Raw genomic sequence first — 239 nt, forward strand, 5'->3', positions numbered from 1 at the left:
TGAGGAAAAGGCGCTTCTCTTCCACGCTCCTCTACCGCCGTATTTCGGATGCATCCTTTCCTGTTCATCGTGCAGGCGTGACGCGCATTGATTCAGATTTTCTGCTTTCACGCACAACCGGTGCGCGCCCGCGAGAACTGGACAATGCAACTGTGGCTGTCTTCGGCTGCGGGGCGCTTGGAGCGTCCATCGCGATGCAGTTGGCACAGGCGGGCGTTCGCAGGCTAGTTTTGGCCGAC

Annotated in this window: 1 protein-coding gene; it reads left to right on the forward strand. The window is 59.0% G+C overall.

Translation table 11 applies throughout. The features are described from left to right. Positions 1-239 (forward strand): ThiF family adenylyltransferase (locus RVY79_RS21430; protein WP_411161784.1); only part of this gene is annotated, 239 nt, incomplete at both ends.

It is taken from the genome of Chromohalobacter sp. HP20-39, assembly GCF_033052815.1.
GTDB lineage: Bacteria > Pseudomonadota > Gammaproteobacteria > Pseudomonadales > Halomonadaceae > Chromohalobacter.